Raw genomic sequence first — 13,871 nt, forward strand, 5'->3', positions numbered from 1 at the left:
CGCGTTGACCGCTTTCTGCGCATTGTGCGCAGGCAGGTCGGGTCGCCTTCCGTACGCTGGGGTCGTGACCGACGACCGTTCACGGCGCCCCAGGCTCCGCTTCGCCACCGAGGTGCTCGTGCTGCAGCTCGCCGTGGTGGTCGCCGTCGTCGCCCTGACCAGTGCGGTGTTCGTCCGGATCGAGGTCACCCGGCTCGAGCGCGCTGCCGAGGGGACCGCACTCGCGATCGCACAGAGCGTCGCCGCGCAGTCCGACGTCCGGGCCGCGGTCGCCCGGCTCAGCGTCGACGGCACCGAGCTCGACCCCGCGGCCCTCGCCGACGGGCCCGTCCAACGGGCGGCACTCGCAGCCCAGCGCCGGACCGGGGCACTCTTCGTCGTGGTCACCGACGACCGGGGCATCCGGCTGGCCCACCCCGACACCGACCGGATCGGCGAGATGGTGAGCACCTCCCCCGACGCCGCACTCGCCGGCCGGGAGACCGTGTCCTGGGCGCGCGGCACGCTCGGTGAGTCGGCGCGGGCGAAGGTGCCCGTCTCCGCGCCCGCAGCCGGCGGGGCGGAGACGAGCCGCGCCTCCCGGCAGTCCGTCGTCGTCGGTGAGGTGAGCGTCGGGTTCAACCGGGCACGCGTCTACGACACCCTGGTCGAGGACAGTATGCCGGTGATCGGTGCCGGGCTGGCGGCGGTCCTGCTCGCGGTGATCGCTTCGGCGCTGATCCGACGCAGGCTGGTGCGGCTGACGCTCGGGCTGCAGCCGGAGGAGCTCGTGACGCTCGTGCAGAACCAGCAGGCCGTGCTCGGCGGTGTCGGTGAAGGCGTCATCGCGATCGGGCCGGCGGGGGTCGTCACCGTCTGCAACCCCGAAGCCGTGCGACTGCTCGGGATGGCCGATCCGGTCGGCCGTCCGGTGTCCTCCCTCGACCTGCCCGCGCCGCTCGGGTCGATGCTGGACGTGACCACCGCGGCTCCGGCGAGCGCCACGATCGTCGCCGGGCACCGGGTGCTGCTCGTCGACGTCCGCACGGTGTTCCGCGACGGACGCGACCTGGGCCGGGTCGCCGTCCTGCGCGACCGCACCGACGTCGAGGCCCTGACCCGGCGACTCGACGCCGTCGGGGCGATGAGCACGGCGCTCCGCGCGCAGCGCCACGAGTTCGCGAACCGGCTCCACGCGATCTCGGGGCTGCTCGACATCGGCGAGACCGCCCGGGCGCGCGCGTACCTGGCGGACGTGCAGGAGCGCGGGCCACTTCGCTACCCGGTGCAGCACGCCGACCGGCTGACCGAGCCGTACCTGCAGGCGTTCCTCGGGGCGAAGGGCGTCGAGGCCGCCGAGCGCGGGGTGCTGCTGCGGATCGGGGCGGAGACGCTCGTGCAGGGGACGATCACCGAGCCGGGCGACGTGACGACGGTGCTCGGCAACCTGGTCGACAACGCGGTGTCGGCGGCCCTCGGCGACGACGAGCGCACGCGCGACGGCGGATCCCCGTGGGTGGAGGTCGAGGTGCTCGACGACGGAGCGACCCTGCACCTGTCCGTGATGGACTCCGGGCCGGGGGTGCCGGACGATGCCGCGGACTCGCTGTTCGTGCGCGGTCCGGCGGCGGCTCCCGCGTCGGAGGACGTCTCGCAGGTGCACGGGCTCGGGATCGGGCTGCCGTTGTCGCGGGAGATCGCCCGGCGGCACGGTGGCGACGTGTGGCTCGCCTCCCCCGGCGGTGACGACCACGGCGCGGTCTTCTGCGCCCGACTGGAAGGAGTGGTGTCGTGAGTTCCGTCTTCACCGTGCTGGTGGTCGACGACGACTTCCACGTCGCCGACCTGCACCGGCGGCAGGTCGACGACGTGCCGGGGTTCCGGGCGCTCGAACCCGTCGGGACCCTCGCGGCCGCCCGCGCCGCGCTGTCGAGCGGGACCGTGGACCTGGTGCTCGTCGATGTCTACCTTCCCGACGGCAGCGGGCTCGAGCTGCTGCGGTCGATCGACACCGATGCCTTCGTGCTGAGTGCCGCCTCGGACTCCGGCACCGTTCGCCGGGCGATGCGGAGCGGGGCACTCGCCTACCTGATCAAGCCCTTCGCAGCCGGGGTGCTGGCCGAACGACTGCAGGCGTACGCACGGTCGCGGAACGTGCTCGACGAGCGGTCGACCCTCGATCAAGAGGCCGTCGAGCGGGCGTTCCGGATCCTGCACGCCGGCGACAGCGGTGGGGCGTCGCCGTCCCGGGCGGCCACGGCGGCGCTGGTGCTCGAGCAGCTCGTCGCCGGTGAGGAACGGTCCGCCGCCGAGGTGGCTGCGGCGATCGGGGTGTCGCGGGCGACGGCGCAGCGGTACCTGGCGCAGCTCACGGCGGACGGGACCGTGGCGATGCAGTTGCGGTACGGGGCCGCGGGGCGGCCGGAGCACCGGTACGTGCGGCGGTGACGGATACTGCTGCCCCTTGCGTATTTCACCGGATACCGGCAGGTTTGGTCCGACACGCTCCGCGCAGCCTCACTGCGCGCACGAGCGCGATGACCGACCCAGAAGGAGACCACGTGATCGCGATCGAGATGGCAGCCGCCGTCCTGACCATCGTCTTCGTCGTCCTGCCGGCGCGGGGCACCATCGGCAGGAACGGGCTCGTCGGCATCCGTACCCGGGCAACCATGCGCAGCGACGAGAGCTGGATCATCGGCCACCGAGCAGCGATCGTCCCGACGAGCATCGCCGGCGGCGCGACGGTTGCAGTGAGCCTGGTCTACATCGCGCTCGGACGCGCCGACGACATCCCCGCGTTCGTCGCGTGCGCCGCGATCCTCGTCGGCGGAGCCTTCTGGGGTGTGGTGGCCGCAGGACGCGCGACCAGGTGACGGCGGACGCGGGGGCCCGGGCGTGGTTCAGCGCTGACGTCGTCGAGCTGCTCGAGTTGGTCGGCCCGTACCTCCAGGTCGTCGCGGTGCCGCACACCCACGCTGACGCCTGGCCCTTCCGGCCGCCTCAGGAGGGGCGCGCGCCCTAGCCCTGTCCCTGGTCCGTGAGGCGCCATCCGGACGCCGTCTTCGTGAAGCAGAAGCTCCACGTGCGCGTCCCGTTCATCGGCTCCGATTCCTCCGACGCTCGACTCGTCACCGTTGTGTCGACGCAGGACTCCGTCCTGTGGCCAGGGTTGAACGGCACCGATTCCGCCTTGTCCGCGACGGTGTACTTCCGCAGCGTCGGGTTCCGGCACCACGCCCACGTGCTGTCGAGCGTCAACGCCTTCGTCACGTCACACCGCTGCGCCTTCGCCGCAGCCAGGTACACCTTCGTCACCTCGACGGCGGTTGCGGACGACGGCGGCAGGCGGGGCGAACTGCACCCGGTCACCAGTGCGAGCCCCGACGCCAGCACGGCGGTCACGAGGACCGAGCGTTGCACGATCAGGAGCCGTCCGTGCGGTCTGCTCAAGCGCATCAAGTCCACCCCTCACGGTGCCGCGGACGATCCGCTGGTCTCGCCCAGCAAAGCGCACCACCCCGATCAGAGCCATGAGCACCCCCACAGCCAGGTCCGCCGCTGACGGACTGGAGGCGCGGGGCGGGGCCGCGCCGGGCCTCCAGTCCGTCAGGTGGTCACGCGACGATCTGCACCTGCGTGGGCACGTCGGTGACGGTGAACGGGGCGGACGTGCCGCGCACGTCGACGCGGTAGTCGCCGCGGAAGCCGCGGACCTGCACCCGACCGCGGTCGTCGGTGCGGAGCACCGTCGGGCCGCGCCACCACTCCTCCTTGACCAGGCGGCGGAGCGCGTCGTAGGACGGCTTCGGGGTGCCGTCGGCGCGGACGAGTCCGATCGGGGCGCCGAGCCAGGCGCCGGCGTCGGTGATGCCCCAGTAGGTGATCGCCTCGACGGAAGGGTGGCCGACCAGGCTCCGGTAGTGCCGTTCGACGTCGTCGGCCTGGCGAGCCTCACCCTCGGGCGTCGACGGCCACGAAGCGACCTGGTGGTCGTTGAGGTCGACGATGTGCGCGGGCATGAGGTCACCGGAGACGAGCGAGGTCTCGGTCAGGTGCAGCGGCAGGCCGTAGCGGGCGAACCGGTCGACCATCGCGAGCATCGTGTCCTCGCCCCAGTAGCCCTGGTGCATGTGGGTCTGCAGTCCGATGGCGTCGATCTGCACGCCGGCTTCGAGCACGCCCTCGATCAGGCACTCGTACGCACTCGACAGGTCGAAGTCGTTGAGCAGCAGGGTGGCGTGTGGATTGGCGGCGCGGGCCTCCTCGAAGGCCATCCGGATCATCGGGATGCGGCCCTTGGCCCGGGCGAGCGGGGTGATCGCGTTGTCGCCGTTGTCGAACACCGGCATGATGACGACCTCGTTGATGGCGTCCCAGGTGTCGATCGTGCCGGCGAAGGCGGAGACCTCGCGGCGGATGCGCTCCCGCTGCAGCTGGTCGACCTCGTCCAGCGGGAGCCCCAGCAGCCAGTCGGGCTGCACGGTGTGCCAGACGAGCGGGTGACCCTTGAGGGCGATGCCGCGGTCGCGGAACCACTGCGCCGTCGTCAGGAGTCTGGCGGTGTCCGGGGCTCCGCGCTCGGGCTCGAAGCGGCCCCAGTAGAACGGGAGCGTCGCGGTGTTGAAGACGTCGGTGTAGAGGTCGGCGAGGTGCTCGGTGCCTGCTTCGTCCTGCGCTTCGGCGTTGGCTTCGCCGGTCGGTTCGCCAGTCGCTTCGCCGTTGGCCAGTCCGATGAAGTCGAAGCCGATGCTGCCGAAGGCGAAGGCATGGCGGGTCTGCTCGACGGTGATGTCGGCATCGGGGATGGGATTGCCTTCGGCATCGACGACCGTCAGGGTCGTCTCGCCGAAGCGGTGCTCTGTTGCGTGCGTCATCGCGCGTCCTCCGACATCGTCGTCCGGGATTTGTTGTGCGCGCAAACATAGCAGCGGAGATCGTCGCCGTCACCCGGAAGACGGCCGGGGGTGAGAGGATGCGTTCGCATCGCACTGCTGCGGGGCGCACGGCATCAGTGTCGGGCCGGAAATCGATGTCAACCAAGACCGAGTCGGCCTTGCTGTGAGGTGGCCCCCGTGGTCTTGTTGGAAGCGGAACGTGCAGGCGCCCTGCGTCGCGAGCTGGAAGCCGCGCGTGCGGACGGCCACACGCGCACACGGCTGGAACCGTTCCCGAGCCGCGCGGGCGCACGATGGCTGCTCCGGCTCGCATTCGCCGTCCCGTTCCTGGTTCTCGCAGCCGTCAGCGCCGACCCCACCGTGGCCGACGTCACCGTCAACCGCTCCGTCGTGGACCATGTCGCGACACTGAGCTGGGACCGCGCAGACGTCTCGTGGCTCAGCGAGCTGTACCCACCGCTGGGCACGATCCTCGTGCGGCTCATCCCCGGTGGCGCCGCCGGACTCGCGGTCGCCGGGGCACTCGTCGCCGGGATCCTGCTGCAGCAGCTGCTCGAGGCCATGGTCCAACGACGCTTCCCGTGGTGGAAGAGCACGGTCTTCCTCATCGCGATCGGCGCGAACCCGCTCTTCGCGTACACCGCCACGGGCAACTTCGAGGCGCTCCTCGGCATCGCGCTCTTCGGGATCGGCGCGATCAACATGGTCCGCTTCGTCTCCAGCCGGAACACCAAGGCCGGCTTCGAGTCGGGGATCCTCTTCATGCTCGCGGCCTTGGCGGACGCTTCGGGGCTCGTCCTCGTGGTCGCGGCGGCCATCACGGCCCCGCTGCTCTCCGTCGCTCGGCGGAGCGAGTCGGGCGCGAGATGGTCGAACGTGCTCATCGTGCTGTTCCCGACCATCGCGGTCTTCGGCGCGGTGATGTTCCTCGAGGCACTGTTCGGACGGAACCCGTTGCTGGTGTTCCAGAACGCCGTCCACTACGACCCTGCGCTCTGGGGGCTGGTCCCGGAGCTCGTCACGACGCTCAACGGGCTGCTCATCCTCGCCCCGGTCGCGAGCGGTTGCGCCCTGGCATTGCTGAGTCGTCGGCCCGGTTCGGTCCTGATCTCGGTGTTCGTCTTCGGGGCACTGATCATCGGCTACGTGGGTGGTCTCATCCCGGTGAACTCCGCGGGCAACGTGTTCCTCATCATGACGATGATGGGCATCGCCGTGGTCCCCGCCGCCCGGACCACCCGGGTGAGCGGCCTGATCGCCGCCGTGGGCGCTGCGCAGATCGTGATCGCGTGGGCGGCTGCGTTCAACCGGCCGATCACGCTGGAGTGGATGGCCGCCATCGGTGACTCCCTCGGACGGTGGTGACGAGTGACCACCCCACACCTCTCCGGGCTCGGCCGGCACACAGCCACGTCCCGACCCGACGAACTCACCGAGCTCGAGGCCTCCGGGATCGACCCGGCGTTGCAGCGCCCCGGATCCGGGCAGCGGTACCTCGCCGAGGACTGGATGCCGGTCCGCGTGCTGCAGGACGGCAGCGTCCTCGTCCTCACCTCCGGCCGGGCCGACGACGCCTCACTCGGGGATGCGTTGTCCGAGGAGCTCGGGGCTCCGGTCACGTTCGTCTCCGTCGACAGCTGGACCCTCCGCCGTGCCGTGCTGAGCCAGTTCCACGGTGCCGTGGCCGATGCCGCTGCGAACGAACTCCATGACCGGAACCCGACGCTCTCCGCCCGCGTCGTCTTCTCGCGGTCGCAGAAGGCCTCGGGCATCGTCCTCGCCGTGATCGCCGTGGCGTGCGGGATCATCTGGCCGGTCCAGACCGCGATCGCAGCGCTGATCGCAGCCAGCCTCGTGTTCCTCGCCGGGACGGGCTTCAAGTTCGTCGTCGCCACGCAGGGAGCCCGCTACGACGTCGTCGAACGGATCACCGACACCGAGGTCTCTGCCCTGGACGACGCCGACCTCCCCGGCTACACCGTCCTCGTGCCCGTGTTCCGCGAAGCGAACATCGTCGCCCAGCTGATCGACAACCTCGGCGGCCTGGACTACCCCGTGCACAAGCTCGAGGTCATCATCCTGACCGAGGAAGAGGACCAGGAGACACGGGACGCGATCGCCGCGGCGAACCCGCCACCGCACTTCCGCGTCATCACCGTGCCGAAGGGACACCCGCAGACAAAGCCACGTGCGTGCAACGTCGGACTCTACGTCGCGACCGGCGAGTACCTCGTGATCTACGACGCCGAGGACACACCAGACCCCGACCAGCTGAAGAAGGCACTGATCGCGTTCGAGCGCGGTGGCGAGACCACGGTGTGCGTGCAGGCGGCACTGAACTACTTCAACGCTCGCGAGAACGTCCTCACCCGCATGTTCACGCTGGAGTACTCCTACTGGTTCGACTACATGCTGGCCGGTCTGGACCACGCGTCCCTGCCGATCCCCCTGGGCGGCACGTCGAACCACTTCCGCACGGCATCGCTCATCGAGCTCGGCGGCTGGGACCCCTACAACGTGACCGAGGATGCCGACCTCGGCATCCGGGCGAGCGCCGTCGGGTACCGCGTGGGCGTCATCAACTCCACCACCATGGAGGAGGCCAACACCTCGGTGCCGAACTTCATCCGGCAGCGGTCCCGCTGGATCAAGGGCTACATGCAGACCAGCTTGGTCCACGCCCGTCGGCCGCTCGCACTCGTCCGTGAGATCGGAATCGTCCGGTTCGCGGCGTTCGTCCTGCTCATCGCGGGCACCCCGGCGACGTTCCTCTGCGTGTTGCCGTTCTACGCGCTCACCGCCGTCACGTTCTTCCTGCCACGGGAGACCGTGGACGCACTGTTCCCGGTGTGGGTGCTGTGGCTGTGCCTGTTCAACTTCCTGGTCGGCAACGCGATCATGATCTACCTGTCGATGATGGGCCCGTTCAAGCGCGGGACCTTCCACCTGATCCTCTGGTCGCTCCTGAACCCGGTGTACTGGACGCTGCACTCCATCGCCGCCTACAAGGCGCTCTGGCAGCTCCTGACCCGGCCGCACTACTGGGAGAAGACGGAGCACGGCCTGACGACCCAGGGGTCTGCGACGGTGACGTCACCCGACTCGCCGAGCTGAACGGGAGGCCCGCCAGGGAAGCGGTTCCGGTTCGCCGGAGGCCCACGAACGGGAGGATGCAGCAGGCCGCCGCCGTAGGGAACACTTGCCACGACATGCGCACTCCGTTCCCCCACGCCCGCCGCGGCCTCCGACGCAGCACACTGGTCATCGGCGTCGCCGTCGTGGCCCTCGTGTCACTCACGGCCTGTTCTGATCACCCGACGCCGGAGGAGAACGACAAGGCCTACTCCGGCTGGATGCAGCGCGTGCAGGACCGATGGGCCGGACAACCTGGCGGACTCGGCAGCGGTGCCGGCACCAACGATTCATCCAGCCGACTCTCCCTCGGCACCGACGGAGCCGGGGACCGTGCGCGGATCCGCGTCTCGGTCACATGCCAGGGCGGCGGAACCGTGCAGATGGCCGTGTGGGCCGGACGCATCGGTGCGAACGGGTCGGAGACGGGCAAGCGACTCACGTCACGCTCCGTCCACTGCGGACACGACGAGGACCTGTACGTGGTCACGTCGAGCGCGGCGATCACGATCGGCCCGACCGCCGGAGACGGCACCGTCGGCTGGTACGCGGCGGCCTACAGCGATCTCGCTGCTCGCACGCGCTGAGTAAGCACCGCAACAGCGGAAGCGCTTCCCGCCAAGGGCGCAGGCCGATCCTGCGACCGGGCCGGTTTCCGTCGACACCACACGGCGGCCTGGAGGCGCGTGGCGGCGCCGCCACGCGCCTCCAGGCCGTCTTCCGGGTCACGTCGGGGGCGCGCCGGCGCGTCCCTAGGGTGGTGGGATGCGATCGCTCACCAAGCTCGATGACTGGAGCAGGTCCGACGTCGACGCCATCTTCGACCTGGCCGACGACTACCGCGACGGCCGAGGGCCCGCGACGGCGGGCTCCGCGGTGATGTTCTTCCCGTCCACGAGCCTGCGGACCCGGGTCACGTTCGAACGGGGCGCGTCCCTGATGGGCCTGCAGCCGATCGTGTTCCCCGACACCACGCTGGACAAGCCGGAAGCGTTGACGGACGTGGCGCAGTACCTGGCGGCGTGGGCGGACATCCTCGTCGTGCGCCATCACGACCTCGCCGTCGTCGAGGGCCTGACCGCAGCAGCGGCACTGCCCGTGGTGAACGCGATGACCGACGAGAACCATCCCTGCGAGGTGCTGTCGGACCTGTACGCGCTGCGGCAGCGAGGCGACATCTCGTCGCTCCGATACCTGTTCGTGGGTGCTGACGGCAACATCGCTCGGGCGTGGCAGGAAGCGGCTCGGGTCCTGCAGCTCGATCTGGTCCAGTGCTGCCCCGCCGAGCTGGCTTCCCCGGGTGCAGTGTGGACGGACGACCTGGAGACCGCCGTCCGATCAGCGGACGTGATCCTCACCGACGGCCCCGGCCAGCACGCCCGGGCGCTCGAACCGTTCCAGATCACCGCGGCCCTCCTCGACCTCGCACCGAAAGGGATGGTGCTCGATCCCTGCCCGCCCTTCCTGCGCGGCCGGGAGGTCAGCACCGACGCTTTCGAACACCCTGCCTTCGTCGGCCACGCCTTCAAGGCGGCCCTGCTGCCGGTCCAGCAAGCCGTCATGGCGCACTGCCTCGGTCTGCCGTCCGCGAAGCCGTAGGTTGGCGGCGGGGAGCCACAGCAGCAGTTCTCATCACCTGATTCGCGGACCGGGAGTTGCGATCCAGCTCCTTCGGCTTCTCCGTTCCACGGGCCCGTGCGGAGCGCTCGGTCGATGGTCGGTCACCGGATCAGCTCGCGTTCGTAGAGGCTGGAAGCGAGTTGCCGCCCGCCGTCGAGGGAGGTCACCGTCACGTCGTGAACGTGCCGGAACCCTCGCTGTTCGTAGAAGCGCCGCAATCGTGGGTTGTCCGACGCGCAGTCCAGCCGCACGAAGGCTGCCCCACGGTCGGCAGCTCTCGCCTCGACCCACGCGAGCAGTCGTTGCCCGAGTCGGCTGCCCCGGTGCGCCTGAGCAACGGCCAGCCGGTGCACGTAAACCGCGGGACTGCTGTCCACGCTCCATGTCCCTGAGTCCGAGTCGGACACCGTGACCATCGCCACGACCACCTCGCCCTGGCGCGCCACGAAGAGATTCCCCTGCTCTACGTCGCGCCGGAGAACGGCGTCCGGCACCGGGTCCTGCCACTGGTCGATCCCTCGCGAGCGGAGCCACTGCCTCGCACCATCGATGAGCGCCTGAGCCGCGGGTACATCAGCGATCGTGGCCGTTTCGATCGTCAGCACATCTCGATCCATGGAATGACGCTACGGGAGCGGCCGCTCCGGAGACGTGCTGGAGCGCCGCTCCCCATGGTCTGATGGCGAGCGTTTCTCGCAGTGAGGATCGCACCTGCAAGGTTGTGCTTCGTATTGATATGCAGCATTCTGGGCGAGTTCGCCTAGACCACGGTGATGAATTGGGGAGGAAACACATGAAGAAGACCCTTTCGGTCGCATCCGCAGTCACGACCGTCGCAGTTGCGGCGGGACTCTTGATCGCTGCACCCGCCCAAGCTCAGACCACGACGCCGGTCGAGCTGCCGACGAACGTCGTCGTGGACGAGAGCTTCGATCCCACCGGGGAGGTCGTCACCGCCGACGACGGGCGGTCCACCCGTTCGGGGAACTGCAAGGACCGAGCGTTCGCCGTCGTCGCCAAGATGACCCAGTCGCTCAACGGCTGCAGCGTCATCGGCTCGAAGGCTTCGACCCAGGTGCAGTACAAGTGGTACAAGCACCAGGGCAACTCGAATCCCTGCATCTGGGGGAAGTCGTTCAACTCGCGGCACGCTCCGACCTGGACGACCCTGAACTGCGGGACCGGGCGCTCGAAGTTCGTCCCCTGGGGCAACGTGGCCGCCACCAAGAAGATGAAGGGCCTCACGGGCTCCGGTTGGGCCGGCGTGCAGTGGCAGTGACGCCCCAACGATCGCGGCGACGCAGCATCGAGGCCGTTGCCTCGATCTGCGTCGCCGCAGCCGCTCTGTCCGCGTGCTCGTCGGGCCCCGACGATCGGACGCGACGGGCTGAGTCACCGACGCAGACACCCGCACCCGCACTCGGCGTGGCTTCGATGCAGATGATCGCCGATGAGCTCCGCGCAACAGTGCCGTGCGTGCGGGCGGATGCACTGCATGACGACCTCGCATTCTGGGACAGCATGCGTGGCTTCGACTGTCTCGACGGGGACTCACCAACCTTCATCCGTGTCTACGCGCATGCGGTGTCGGTGCCGCAGACCCTCGCGGACTGGGACGGCACGTTCGGTGCCGGGCGAGCCGTGACCAGGGGTGAGCACTGGTACGTCATCGGAGCTCCCGCCACCGTCTCCGCCGTGAAGCCTCCGAAGGGAACACCTCGCATTGCGAACGACCTCGGAGTGCCCGTGCCCCTCACTCCCGAGCAGGACTACATGACGACCTGCGTGCTGTTCGTCTCGAGTTAGGGCCAGCGGTACGTGCAGCATCCGAAGCAGCGCAGCACATCGGCGGATCAGTACAGCGCGCTCTTCCCAGGGGTCACTGCCGAGGTGCACGCGGCGATCGACGACCTCGGCCGGAGCCGCATCCTCGGGATCGCAGATGAGGAACGATGGATTGCGGCGCTGTCCCCGATAGGTCCCCGGCTCAAGCGGCAGTGCGCGACCGCGTACCGCGCGGTCGGCGACACCGTGCGCCCGCTCACTGGAGACGAGCGGTGAGGGCGTCAAGCACCCGACCCTCCGCGCGCAGAGCTGCAACCGCCGCCTTGATGGTCGCCACCACCGGCGCCTCGCTGCTGGCGGTCGACAACCTGCTCGGCTTCATCGGAACGCATCTGATCGCAGGAGGGCCAGTGTTGATGGTCGCTGCGATCTCGGTCTCAGCAGGAGTCGTGGCCGCTGCCGGTGCTGCGCTCGCTCGCGACGCCGTGCACCTCGTCTTCGCGGCCGCCACCGTCGTCTTCGTGAGCGCTCTGTCGCCGGCGACCAGCAGCCAGCTGTTGCTCCCCATCGCGGTCATCCTGCAGGCGCTCGTCCCGTTGGCCTTCGCAGCCGCCGAGCTGCTGGCCCTTCGCGGTTCGCGGAACTCCACCGCGGTGCGGGTCCTCGCAGTGATGCTCGTGGGGTTCGCCGCCGCCTGGATCGTCACCGCGTTCATCCCGGTGGCGCTCGTGGCGTTCCTCCTCGCACAGGCCGGCACGCTGGTCGTCGGGGCTGTCCTCAGCCTGCAGCCGATTCTTCGCCGAGGTCGGAGTCTTGCGCGTGCGCTGTGGTCGAGCGCGGAGGTCCGCTGAGGAGTCCCGCTGCACGCCGCTGGGCGGTGTGCGTTCGACGCGGTGCGGATACGATCGTGCGCGCATCCTGATCCAGCGAGGGCAACGGGTGTTCGAGGGGGAAAACGTCGTGGTGCGTCAACAGGGGCACGTGGGTCCCGGATCGTCTGCCAGACGCACGCTCGCGGTCGGTCTGGCAATCGCCGTGTCGGCAGCAGCTCTGGTCGGCATCCGTGCAACGGCAGGATCAGCGGACGCCGCAGCCTCGACGGTGACCGTCACCCAGGTCACCGCGACCACCACCGTCACCTCGACCGGCAGTGCCGTGCGCACCACCCTCAAGGTCAAGAACACTGCCGCCGTGCGGAAGCCGGCTTCCTCCGCTTGGCTGTACCTGTCCGCCGGCACGAAGAAGTACACACTCGGCCGGGTCGCGGTGAAGGCACTCGCCGCTGGTTCGAGCACCTCGGTCACCGCAGTGCGCGGGACCCCTTCCCGTGCCGCAGCCGGCAAGTACTCCGTCCTCGCCTGCGCCGGTGCGTACTCGGCGAAGCAGTGCCGCACGTCGACCGCGACCGTCACCACCAAGCCGACGACCCGCGCGCGTCCGGAGACGGGCGTGATGCTCGACGTCGCTCGCGCCTACTACCCCGTGGCGCTGATCAAGCGGTACATCGACCTGCTCGCCGACGACGGTGGGCGCTTCCTGCACCTGCACCTCACCGATGACCAGAACGTCGGGATCGAGAGCACGGTGCTCGGCCAGACCCTCGCGAACGCTGATCTCGACGACGGCGTGTACACGAGCCGCGTGACCCATCGCCCGTTCCTGAGCGCCGCGCAGGCACGCTCGATCGCCGCCTACGGGGCGAAGCGAGGCGTCGCGATCGTGCCGGAGATCGACACTCCCGGACACATGGCCGCCGCCTTCGCCCTGCTCGAGGCGGAACACGGCACGAAGTGGGTCGACCGCATCCGTTCGGGCGGGAACGAGCTCGACACGTCGGCGCCGGAGAGTCTCGCGCTGGCGAAGAAGCTGTACGCGGAGGTGCAGCAGACCTTCCCCTCCAGCCGAACCGTGCACATCGGCGGCGACGAATGGGGCGACGACGCCACCTCCACCCAACGCGTCGCCTGGATGAACGCGATGGCGGCCACGGTCGGTAACCGCGAGGTCTGGGCCTGGAACGACGGGATCGATCGGGTCGCGGTCGGGCGACTCGATCCGCGCATCCACGTCACGTACTGGAGCTTCGACGGCGACACCGAGGACGCAGCCGAGCGGCGCGAACGGCGAGCACGACGGGCGAGTGCGGTCGACCTGCAGCAGGCCGGGATCGACCTGCTCAACTACAACTCGTACTACCTCTACGAGGTGCCGACCGACCTCGACCCGGCGGACAGCGAGTACACCGTCGCCGACCTCCGCGAGAACTGGTCGCTCCGGGCTTGGGACGGCGACTCCGGTTCGCTGCTCGCGGCTCCGATGTCGGGCGCCGCCGTCGCGATCTGGGGTGAGGACCTCGAGGATCCACCTGCTGACGCGCTCCTGCGGTGGAGCGCGCCGCACGTGACGGCGATGCTCGAGACCGCAGCCTCCTGACGGACGCATGTCGTGCCTCCAGGC

15 protein-coding genes are annotated in these 13,871 nt (G+C 69.6%); 13 read left to right on the forward strand and 2 right to left on the reverse strand.

What is annotated here, in order from left to right; genetic code table 11:
- The first annotated feature begins 64 nt into the window (after positions 1 to 64).
- The 4 genes from DEJ11_RS15030 (at position 65) to DEJ11_RS15045 (ending at position 3,544) form a co-directional block, all read left to right on the forward strand.
- Entirely contained in the window at positions 65 to 1,774 is a 1,710-nt protein-coding gene (locus DEJ11_RS15030; RefSeq protein ID WP_111104393.1) for a sensor histidine kinase, read from the forward strand.
- Entirely contained in the window at positions 1,771 to 2,427 is a 657-nt protein-coding gene (locus DEJ11_RS15035) for a response regulator (RefSeq protein WP_111104394.1), read from the forward strand. Before DEJ11_RS15030 ends, DEJ11_RS15035 begins: the two co-directional genes overlap by 4 nt.
- 89 nt (positions 2,428 to 2,516) lie before the next feature.
- Complete coding sequence (locus DEJ11_RS15040) at positions 2,517 to 2,855, forward strand: SdpI family protein (RefSeq protein ID WP_111039798.1); 339 nt, start codon at positions 2,517 to 2,519, stop codon at positions 2,853 to 2,855.
- A 209-nt stretch (positions 2,856 to 3,064) separates the two neighbouring features.
- Complete coding sequence (locus DEJ11_RS15045; RefSeq protein ID WP_146250084.1) at positions 3,065 to 3,544, forward strand: hypothetical protein; 480 nt, start codon at positions 3,065 to 3,067, stop codon at positions 3,542 to 3,544.
- Positions 3,545 to 3,596: 52 nt separating this feature from the next.
- Here DEJ11_RS15045 and DEJ11_RS15050 read toward each other — a convergent pair whose 3' ends face one another.
- Entirely contained in the window at positions 3,597 to 4,856 is a 1,260-nt protein-coding gene (locus DEJ11_RS15050) for an endo-1,4-beta-xylanase (protein WP_111104396.1), read from the reverse strand.
- A gap of 198 nt (positions 4,857 to 5,054) precedes the next feature.
- Here DEJ11_RS15050 and DEJ11_RS15055 point away from each other — a divergent pair, with 198 nt between their 5' ends.
- The 4 genes from DEJ11_RS15055 to DEJ11_RS15070 all read left to right on the forward strand — a co-directional run bounded on the left by DEJ11_RS15055 (position 5,055) and on the right by DEJ11_RS15070 (position 9,608).
- The gene (locus tag DEJ11_RS15055; protein ID WP_111104441.1) at positions 5,055 to 6,242 is read left to right on the forward strand and encodes a hypothetical protein; all 1,188 of its coding nucleotides are present in this window, start codon (positions 5,055 to 5,057) and stop codon (positions 6,240 to 6,242) included.
- Between the two features lie 3 nt (positions 6,243 to 6,245).
- Positions 6,246 to 7,991, forward strand: coding sequence for a glycosyltransferase (locus tag DEJ11_RS15060; RefSeq protein ID WP_111104397.1), 1,746 nt, complete (start codon positions 6,246 to 6,248; stop codon positions 7,989 to 7,991).
- Between the two features lie 95 nt (positions 7,992 to 8,086).
- Positions 8,087 to 8,596, forward strand: coding sequence for a hypothetical protein (locus DEJ11_RS15065; RefSeq protein WP_111104398.1), 510 nt, complete (start codon positions 8,087 to 8,089; stop codon positions 8,594 to 8,596).
- 178 nt (positions 8,597 to 8,774) lie between these two features.
- Complete coding sequence (locus DEJ11_RS15070) at positions 8,775 to 9,608, forward strand: ornithine carbamoyltransferase (RefSeq protein ID WP_111104400.1); 834 nt, start codon at positions 8,775 to 8,777, stop codon at positions 9,606 to 9,608.
- A gap of 122 nt (positions 9,609 to 9,730) precedes the next feature.
- On the opposite strand, the gene DEJ11_RS15075 is transcribed toward DEJ11_RS15070, so the two are convergent.
- A complete protein-coding gene (locus DEJ11_RS15075; RefSeq protein ID WP_258375499.1) occupies positions 9,731 to 10,246 on the reverse strand; it encodes a GNAT family N-acetyltransferase in 516 nt (171 codons plus the stop codon).
- 176 nt (positions 10,247 to 10,422) lie between these two features.
- Between DEJ11_RS15075 and DEJ11_RS15080 the strand changes: the two genes are divergently transcribed.
- From DEJ11_RS15080 to DEJ11_RS15100, 5 genes are all read left to right on the forward strand, one after another.
- Positions 10,423 to 10,908, forward strand: coding sequence for a hypothetical protein (locus DEJ11_RS15080; protein WP_111104402.1), 486 nt, complete (start codon positions 10,423 to 10,425; stop codon positions 10,906 to 10,908).
- Between the two features lie 155 nt (positions 10,909 to 11,063).
- The gene (locus DEJ11_RS15085; RefSeq protein ID WP_146250085.1) at positions 11,064 to 11,435 is read left to right on the forward strand and encodes a hypothetical protein; all 372 of its coding nucleotides are present in this window, start codon (positions 11,064 to 11,066) and stop codon (positions 11,433 to 11,435) included.
- Between the two features lie 12 nt (positions 11,436 to 11,447).
- The gene (locus tag DEJ11_RS15090) at positions 11,448 to 11,690 is read left to right on the forward strand and encodes a hypothetical protein (protein ID WP_111104404.1); all 243 of its coding nucleotides are present in this window, start codon (positions 11,448 to 11,450) and stop codon (positions 11,688 to 11,690) included.
- A 50-nt stretch (positions 11,691 to 11,740) separates the two neighbouring features.
- Positions 11,741 to 12,265 carry a hypothetical protein gene (locus DEJ11_RS15095; RefSeq protein WP_111104405.1) on the forward strand — a complete coding sequence of 175 codons (525 nt, stop codon included), beginning with the start codon at positions 11,741 to 11,743 and terminating at the stop codon, positions 12,263 to 12,265.
- A gap of 184 nt (positions 12,266 to 12,449) precedes the next feature.
- Positions 12,450 to 13,847, forward strand: a complete 1,398-nt coding sequence (locus DEJ11_RS15100; protein ID WP_146250086.1) for a family 20 glycosylhydrolase — start codon at positions 12,450 to 12,452, stop codon at positions 13,845 to 13,847.
- Positions 13,848 to 13,871 lie beyond the last annotated feature (24 nt).

It is taken from the genome of Curtobacterium sp. MCLR17_058 (assembly GCF_003234705.2).
GTDB lineage: Bacteria > Actinomycetota > Actinomycetes > Actinomycetales > Microbacteriaceae > Curtobacterium > Curtobacterium flaccumfaciens.